We start from the raw sequence: 8101 nt of genomic DNA, 5'->3' as shown, positions 1-8101 counted from the left end.
CAAAATGTCATAGCCCTGTTTCAGGTTTGTCCAAAAATCGAAGTTCGGGTCATTTCGGTTTCGCGCCATGTTTGCAGGTGTCATCCGGAATGGAAAAGCCTGCACCTGAAATGATGACTGTCCGCCTTTGATGGCTTCACGGGCAATCGCATAGATGTCCGCGACGCCGGCGTCCGTGAGCGCGTAACATCCTGACGATGTACAGGCTCCATGAACCATCAGGGCGTCGCCGGTGTAGCCGAGTGCACTTTCCAGCCTGTTTGGGTAGCCGAGATTGAAAGAGAGATAATACTGCGAGTTGGGATTGAGCATGCCGGCGGAGACATGGTAAAATCCTTCTGGAGCCTGCCGGTCGCCTTCTCTGGTCTTCGGGCCGAGCTTGCCGGACCAGCGACACATTGGAAAGGTCTTCAAAAGCGCGTAACGCCCGGTGCGGTCACGTTTCCAGATTTCAAGCTCGCTCTCATCCTTGAAAATCCGGATCAGGATGGGATCGGCCGGGGTCATCTTGAGTTTTCTCATATCGCTGACAAGGCTCGCCGCAATTGGCTGATTTGCCTTGTTGTCGACGTCAAGAACCGTCGATACGCAAGCCGTCATAGACACTGCCAATGTGGGCAGGATCAAAAATCTGAGTAGCTTTTGATACAAGTTCATCTCTGTCCCTTGTGGATCGGAGAGTTGGTGCCGCCGAGCGCGCGATGTTGCACCTCATTTCGACAGCGATAGCAGCATCGTTCGTCAATGAGGTTAACGAAAAATCAAAATCAGGTGATTGGCGCGTGATGGGAACAACATAATGCAAATAGAACAGCCTGCAAAGAGTGGTTTTCGAGGTCAGCCGGGGCGTGGCGCGTTGTTCGCAAAGTCCACCATAGCCAGGCCACTCCCTGTTCCTGACGGGCGGTCCCGCCTTTTGCTTCTCAGGCCGGTGCAGTACATGCAAGCCTGATCAAAACGTTTTGATCAGGCTTGCATGTAGAGTGCGAACGGTTTTCTGTTTTGCTGACTCCCCGGCATGAAGGATCAAATCGTTGATACGACCTCCGCAAGCATTTGCCGGACCTGGTCAGCGACTGCGCCGAGTTCCTGATTGTTGATACCGGTCATCGAGGCCACCGGATCGACCGCCGACACTTCCACACCTTCGTCAGTCTCGCGCACAATCACGTTGCACGGAAGCATCGCCCCGACCTTCGGCTCCATGCCGATAGCCTGCCAGGCCATGTTCGGATTGCAGGCGCCAAGGATGCGATACCCTGGCAGGTCCTTGTCAATTTTCTTCTTCATTGTTGCCTTGACGTCGATTTCAGTCAGAATTCCGAAGCCGGCTGCAGCCAGGGCAGCACGCGTACGGGCGTCGATATCGTCGATATCGGCCCCGGAAAATATTCTGTCTATGGTGTAGCTCATCTGATTGTCATCCTTTCACAGTCTTCATTTTCCCAGATACTTGATCAGTGCAACAATCGCGAGGCCGACAAGGACCAGCACCAGGATCATCCAAAGCCCGCCAAAACCCATACCAAAACCATTCATCATTCATTCAATCCCTTGCTATGTAGTGGCGAAGGCATTGCCTCCGCCACTGGTTTGTCCAACCGGCATAACGCTCAATTGTCCTTTTTTGTTTCGCTCTGTGTACCGTTCTGCATCATGCTTCCCGGCTGCTCGCCGTCCATCATGCTATCATTCTGACCAAGCATGTTGCCCGACCGCATCATCATCATCCGCTTGATCCTGTCGGCGGGCGCGGCAAATTCCTCGGAGGTGACTTGCCCGTCTCCATCCGCGTCGAAGGCCTGGAAGCGGTCGACCGTCTGTTCCCTTATATGGGCGGCGTGGAGTGTTTCGAATTCGTCGAGCGACAGCGTTCCGTTGCCATCCGCGTCGTAGGTTTTCAGGGCGTCAAGCAAACCGGTGCGAAGTTCCTCGGGCGAGACTGTTCCGTCATCATTTGCGTCGAACAGGCGTTGCATATGGTCGGCGCCACCCATCATCGCTCCGCCCATGCCCATCATTCCCGCGCCCATGCCGCCGGTTTCGCCATCCATGCCCATCATGCCCGATTGTCCACCATGCATCATCTGCATCATGCGCATCATGGATCCCATATCACGGCCTTTCATGCCTGACTGTTGCCCCATCGCTCCTTGCATCATGTTGGCGTTGCCGCCTTTCATGTGAGCGCCCGAGTCGCGGTTCGACGGTCCTTGTCCATGATCGGCATGGGCGAACGCGAGCGTCGGCACGGCGGCCGAAATGAGCAGCGCTGTTGCGATGGTCTTGAACTTGTACATCTTACAATCTCCTGGTTGGTTGCACATTCCTTATCTGGGCATAAGAAATCAGGTTTGAATGGTTTGCATCCAACGGTTTGTACCGCTATGTCGCAAGATGCGGGTCCTGTTACATTCGGTGACAAAACAAACACTGACGCGGTGTGTCGGATTTCGATAGAAAAGCTCATGTCCGATGCCCCACACATTCTTGTCGTCGACGATCACAAGGAAATCCGTGAAAGCGTAAAGCGTTTTCTTGAGAAGAACGGCATGCGCGCGGGCACCGCCAAGGATGCGCAGGATGCCGAGGTAAAACTTGCCGGTGGCAATTATGACCTGATGGTGCTGGATGTCATGATGCCCGGCGAAAGCGGCCTTTCGCTGTGCCAGCGGCTGTCGGCCGAACGCGCGTTGCCGATCATCCTGCTGACAGCGTTGGGCGAAGACACCGACCGGATCGTCGGACTCGAGATCGGGGCCGATGATTATCTTGCCAAGCCGTTCAATCCGCGGGAGTTGCTGGCGCGGATCAAGGCTGTGCTTCGCCGGTCGGAACGGCAGGAAACGCTTGCCGGCGGGTTTGCGGGAAAGCGGCTTCGCTTTGCGCACCTCGAGCTTGATTCAGACAGTCGGATGCTGGTGGATAAATCCGGAAACGAAACGCGCTTGACCACCGCAGAGTTCAGGCTGTTGATCGTCCTGTTGGAACGCGCGCGGGTGGTTCTGAGCCGCGAGCAGCTTCTGGACCTTACGGCTGGCCGTTCAGCCGGGCCGTTGGACCGCACTATCGACAACCAGATCAGCCGTCTCAGGCGCAAGATCGAACCCGACATTCTTCAGCCCAAGATCATTACGACCGTCAGAAACGGCGGCTATTACCTGTCGGCGGACGTGGAGGTGCTGGGTTGAACTGGGGGCCGTTGACAAGCCTCAGGGCTCAACTCGTGCTGCTTGTTGTGGCCGCGCTTGTTGTCGCACAAGTCGTGAGCCTGTGGTTGTTCGTCGATGAGAGGAGCCTTGCGGTTCGGGCCGCGCTTGGTTTCGAAGCCGCCGGCCGCGCCGCCAACGTGGCGAGACTGATTGAAGAGGCTCCGGACAATCTGCAAGGTTCGATCCTGCGCGCGGCCAATTCGCCGCTTGTCCGATTTGACTTGTCGGGTGAAGCGACTGCCAGAAATTCAGATGGCTCCGATGGTGGTCTGATCGAATCCCGAATACGTGCGCTTCTGGGGGACAGTTACAGCGGTGACATCCGTGTCGAATTGCATGAAATCGAGGGCCAAATCCTGCCGATGCCGCACCTTTCGTCTGAAATGGCTGAAATGCATCGGTCAATGATGCACGGCGCGGTCTCTGCGGTTGAAATGAACCTGTCCATCGCACTATCTGACGGACGTTGGCTCAATGTCGGCACCCGGTTCGAGCGCCCGCCCTTCCAGTGGCCGTTTTACTCCATGCTGACATTTATTCTCACCGCGGCGGTCATCCTGATCACTGTTTTCTGGTTTCTCATGACTCGCTTTACCAGTCCACTGAGGCGGCTGGTCGGCGCGGTGGACAAACTGGGACGCGGCGAAGAAATTGCCGAATTACCCGCCGTGGGACCGAGCGAAGTGAGAGAACTTACCTCGACCTTCAACAGAATGCAGGATCGCCTGACCCGGTTTGTTGCGGACCGAACACGGTTGCTGGCTTCACTGGGACACGATCTCAGGTCTCCGCTTACGGCAATGCGTGTCCGCGCCGAGATGGTTGACGACGAGGAAACACGAAGCAGTCTGGTGACCTCGGTCGAGGAAATGCAGACGATGGTCGAGGAGACACTGACCTTCGCCCGCGGAATGTCTGCATCCGAAGCCTCTCAATCTGTCGAAGTGGGCGCTCTTCTCGAAGATCTAAGAACCGGTTCTCCAGTTCCCTTCCTCCTGGATAGGGGCGGGGCGATATGTGTTCGTATTCGTCCGACCGCCATGCGCCGAGCGCTTCGCAACGTGATCGAAAACGCCGCGCGTTATGGCAAAATCGCGCGCGTGGCATATTCAGTTCGAGACAACCATCTCATGATCACGGTGGAAGATGACGGGCCGGGCATCCCGGAAACCGATCTTGAACGTGTTTTCGATCCGTTTTTCAGGCTCGAACAATCAAGGTCGTTGGAAACCGGTGGGCACGGGCTCGGTCTGTCAATTGCACGGACTATCATCACAGCCCATGGCGGTGACATCTGGCTGGCCAATCGGCAGGAGGGTGGGTTGTGCGCCTCGATCTTGATCCCTTTGGAGGGAACTTCGCAAGAAACTAGTGTGGGCGATCATGCGCAGTCGATCAAATCTTCCGTTTGAGGCGACGGCTTGCAGTCTAGTCACCACCGTTCTGGCTGGCCCGCATGCGTTGTCCAGACGGAGTAATGCGAGTCTGCTAGCTTGACCTTCCAGTTGGTAGAACCTTTATCAGTGCCAAATACTCGCTTGAAACGAACACTTGGAATTTGGTCGCCTGAATCTGCAACTGCTGCAATCCGCACTCGGTTCGGACGTAGGCCGACGGAGACTGTAGTAGACGACTTCATGATGACGCTGTGTAATTGAGCAGTCAAAACCTCACCCCCACGTCCAATTTGTCCTCTGGAACCTGAATATGATCAACCGGCGCAATTTTATCATCAGGACGGCGGCGCTTGTCTCCGCCGTCCAGTTTCCAGCTCTGTCACTGGCACGCACAAGCGCCACAGAATTCGAGTTGATCGCCGGGCCTGCCAGGAAAAAACTCTTCCGGCCAGACGCTGAAGCTTCAGATGTCTGGGCCTACAACAGTGAGGTGCCGGGACCCGAAATTCGTGTCAACAAGGGAGACCGCATCCGTGTCCGGTTTACCAACAATCTGGAGGAGCCGACATCCGTTCACTGGCACGGTATCCGGATCGACAATGCCATGGACGGCGTTTCGGGGCTCACGCAGGAACCGGTGCAACCGGGCGCGAGCTTTCTGTATGATTTCGAGGCGCCGGATGCGGGTACCTATTGGTATCATGCGCACAATAAAAGCTGGAACGAGGTCGGCCGAGGCCTTTACGGCCCGTTGATCATTGATGAGCCGGAGAAGCCGTTCGACGATTTACACGACATCACGCTGGTTATCGACGATTGGCGGTTGCGTCAGCCGGGTGTGCTGGACACCGAGAGCTTCGGTTCGCTGATGGATTGGAGCCACGGAGGCCGTCTTGGCAACTGGATTACGGTAAATGGCGAGCCGGCGCCGGCCATGGTGCTCAAACGCGGCGAAGCCTACCGGTTGCGCCTGATCAACGCCGCCAACAGCCGCGTCTTCGAAATAGACCCCAACAGGTTCGATGCAAAGGTGCTGGCCTATGACGGCCAGGCCCTACCCGAACCAATCAACCTTGGTTATGCGCCCGCGATGCTTGGCCCGGCGCAGCGTATGGATTTGCTGGTAGTCCCTCGGGAAAGTTTCGTGCTGGAGGAAGTGTCGAGCAACGATCCTCTGGTGATGGCCGAATTCAAGGTCGAGGGCGACGCCGCAGCCGCTCCAGCCACGCCACCCCTTGCGATCAACGCCATTCCCGAACCCGACATCGCCAATGCGCAGCGTGTGAAAGTCGTCATGGAGGGCGGGGCCATGGGCGGCTTTGTCGAGATCACATACCAGGGCAAGAAACTTCAGCGCGAAGATGTCCAAAGTACACGCCAGACCTGGGCATTCAACGGTGTTGCAAACCTCGCCAGCGATCCCCAATTCGTTGCCGAACGCGGGCAAACTATCATCCTGGAAACCGTCAACAGGACCGCCTGGGTTCACGCGATGCATGTGCATGGGCATCATTTCCGCGTGATCTCCCGGTCCGGGAGCGAGGTGGACGAAGGCGAACCGTGGCGCGACACCTTCCTGATCGGGCCAGAGCAAACGACGAATATAGCCTTTGTCGCCGACAATCCGGGAAAATGGCTTTACCACTGCCATATGCTTGAACATGCCGCAGCAGGCATGACGACCTGGTTCACGGTTGCGTGATGGTTGATTTATTATGGAATGGTTTAGCTTTTTCGGGTAATTAGGTTGGTATGCGCAGTCTCATCATCGCAGTTGTTTTCTTGCTGTTTACCAATGGCGCACTCGTTGCCGCGACGCAGAGTGCGCACACTGCAGATGCGGTTGACCAGTCGATGAGCGTACAAAGCCTGCCCGACGCCGTCATGATGAACTGCTGCGAGGATCCCGGCAGCATGATAGGGCATGGTTACAATGCCTGCGCCATGGACTGCCATTACCTTGCGCCCTTTGTCGTTGTGGGTTTTCCCCGAACAGTCCCAGTAAAAGCAAGTTCGTATCCGGCTTTGCTGACATCTTCGGTCGAGGGCTACCTCATGAGGCCCCCCATCGTCTCCTGATCGCGGATAGCTGCGCCAATGGGCGCTTCCGGAATTTGATCAGTCACGAGGTAATCATGATCTCCAAACGAAATTTTATGTTGGGCTTTGCGGCTTTCGCAGTTATGCCGTCGTCGCGGGTTCTCGCACACACCCAGCCATTCAAGCTGAGCCCGAAGTTCGAGCCACAATCGGTGGCTTTCTCGGGATACGCGCCCGGTACCGTTATCGTCGACCCCCGCAACCACTTTCTCTACTTGCAATTGAGCGGTGGGATGGCACGCCGCTATGGAGTGGGTGTTGGCAAGGCGGGTCTTGCTTTCAAAGGCACCGCCAATATCGCTCGCAAGGCGAAATGGCCAAGTTGGACACCGACCAAGAACATGATCCGGCGCCAGCCCGGCAAGTATGCCAAGTATGCCAAAGGTGTCCCCGGCGGCCCGGGCAATCCGCTCGGATCGCGTGCGCTCTATCTCTACAGGAACGGTCGCGATACCTACTACCGCATCCACGGCACGACACAACCGTCCTCCATCGGGCGCTCGGTTTCCAACGGTTGTATTCGCATGATCAATGGACATGTCGAGGACCTGTACGAAAGGGTGCCTGTCGGTGCGCGGGTGGTGGTGTTGTGAGGCATCGCCAAGCACACGAGCCATCACCGTGCTTGTGCGACTCCAGCGTCCGTCGGATAAATGCATGCCACGCCGGCAGGGCCGGTTTGGGCAATCCGCGATATGGATAAAGCTCGCCCGCTGACTGTCTATGGTCGCGGGCGGCGGACTGATCCTTCCGGCGACGCTGAAGCAAACGCCATGCGCGGAAATGCTGCGACCCTTGCTGCTTTGAACCGATGCGCCGGCGTTCGAGTCTTCATGCCCAAAACCGTGGGCAATTCTTGCCATGGTCAACCTCTCACGAATTCGAAAGACATCTGAAATGACCAAATTTCCTACCTTGTTTGCCGTTGCGCTTGCCATGGGGCTTTCCACAATAGCCACGGTTACACTCGCCGAAACGCGGGACACTGACAACCAGATCATGGTGTTCAAGACGCCGTGGTGCGGGTGCTGCCAGGCCTGGGTTGAAGCCATGGAAAAGGCCGGCTACGACGTCGAGACCACGGACATGGAAGACCTTACGCCGATCAAGATGCAGGCCGGTGTGCCCGGCGAACTTGAAGCCTGCCACACTGCGATGATCGGCGGCGAACGCAAATACGTGCTTGAAGGCCATGTGCCGATTGAGGCGGTCGAAAAACTGATGACCGAGCGACCGGATATCCTGGGAGTTTCAACCCCGGGCATGCCGATGGGGTCACTCGGCATGGGCGATGATCCTGCGGCAAACTATGCGGTTTACGCGTTCACCGGGCGCGCCGGTGAAGCACCTGCGGTTTTCTTCAAGGCTGGCAAACAATGAACCGGCGCCAAT

Annotated in this window: 9 protein-coding genes; 6 read left to right on the top strand and 3 right to left on the bottom strand. The window is 56.7% G+C overall.

Going from position 1 to position 8101, the window contains the following annotated elements:
- The 3 genes from ABJN75_RS16690 to ABJN75_RS16680 form a co-directional block, all read right to left on the bottom strand.
- Nucleotides 1–600: murein L,D-transpeptidase family protein (locus ABJN75_RS16690; RefSeq protein ID WP_348440708.1), on the bottom strand; the 600-nt coding region annotated here is incomplete at its 3' end.
- A gap of 426 nt (nucleotides 601–1026) precedes the next feature.
- Nucleotides 1027–1413, bottom strand: coding sequence for a DUF302 domain-containing protein (locus ABJN75_RS16685; protein ID WP_348440706.1), 387 nt, complete (start codon nucleotides 1411–1413; stop codon nucleotides 1027–1029).
- A 200-nt stretch (nucleotides 1414–1613) separates the two neighbouring features.
- Nucleotides 1614–2300, bottom strand: a complete 687-nt coding sequence (locus ABJN75_RS16680) for an EF-hand domain-containing protein (protein ID WP_348440704.1) — start codon at nucleotides 2298–2300, stop codon at nucleotides 1614–1616.
- A gap of 168 nt (nucleotides 2301–2468) precedes the next feature.
- On the opposite strand from ABJN75_RS16680, the gene ABJN75_RS16675 reads away from it, so the two are divergent.
- The 6 genes from ABJN75_RS16675 to ABJN75_RS16650 all read left to right on the top strand — a co-directional run bounded on the left by ABJN75_RS16675 (nucleotide 2469) and on the right by ABJN75_RS16650 (nucleotide 8089).
- A complete protein-coding gene (locus tag ABJN75_RS16675; RefSeq protein ID WP_348440703.1) occupies nucleotides 2469–3191 on the top strand; it encodes a response regulator in 723 nt (240 codons plus the stop codon).
- Nucleotides 3188–4624 (top strand): ATP-binding protein, encoded by a 1437-nt coding sequence (locus tag ABJN75_RS16670; protein WP_348440702.1) that lies wholly within the window; start codon nucleotides 3188–3190, stop codon nucleotides 4622–4624. Before ABJN75_RS16675 ends, ABJN75_RS16670 begins: the two co-directional genes overlap by 4 nt.
- A gap of 295 nt (nucleotides 4625–4919) precedes the next feature.
- A complete protein-coding gene (locus ABJN75_RS16665) occupies nucleotides 4920–6311 on the top strand; it encodes a multicopper oxidase family protein (RefSeq protein WP_348440701.1) in 1392 nt (463 codons plus the stop codon).
- 50 nt (nucleotides 6312–6361) lie between these two features.
- Nucleotides 6362–6688: a hypothetical protein gene (locus ABJN75_RS16660; protein WP_348440699.1), complete on the top strand. Its 327-nt coding sequence runs from the start codon at nucleotides 6362–6364 to the stop codon at nucleotides 6686–6688.
- Between the two features lie 77 nt (nucleotides 6689–6765).
- Entirely contained in the window at nucleotides 6766–7302 is a 537-nt protein-coding gene (locus tag ABJN75_RS16655; protein ID WP_348440709.1) for a L,D-transpeptidase, read from the top strand.
- Nucleotides 7303–7606: 304 nt separating this feature from the next.
- Nucleotides 7607–8089 carry a DUF411 domain-containing protein gene (locus ABJN75_RS16650; RefSeq protein WP_348440698.1) on the top strand — a complete coding sequence of 161 codons (483 nt, stop codon included), beginning with the start codon at nucleotides 7607–7609 and terminating at the stop codon, nucleotides 8087–8089.
- The last annotated feature ends 12 nt before the right edge of the window (nucleotides 8090–8101 follow it).

It is taken from the genome of Hoeflea sp., from assembly GCF_039975035.1.
Taxonomy (GTDB): domain Bacteria; phylum Pseudomonadota; class Alphaproteobacteria; order Rhizobiales; family Rhizobiaceae; genus Hoeflea.
This window is presented reverse-complemented; position numbering and strand designations above follow the sequence as displayed.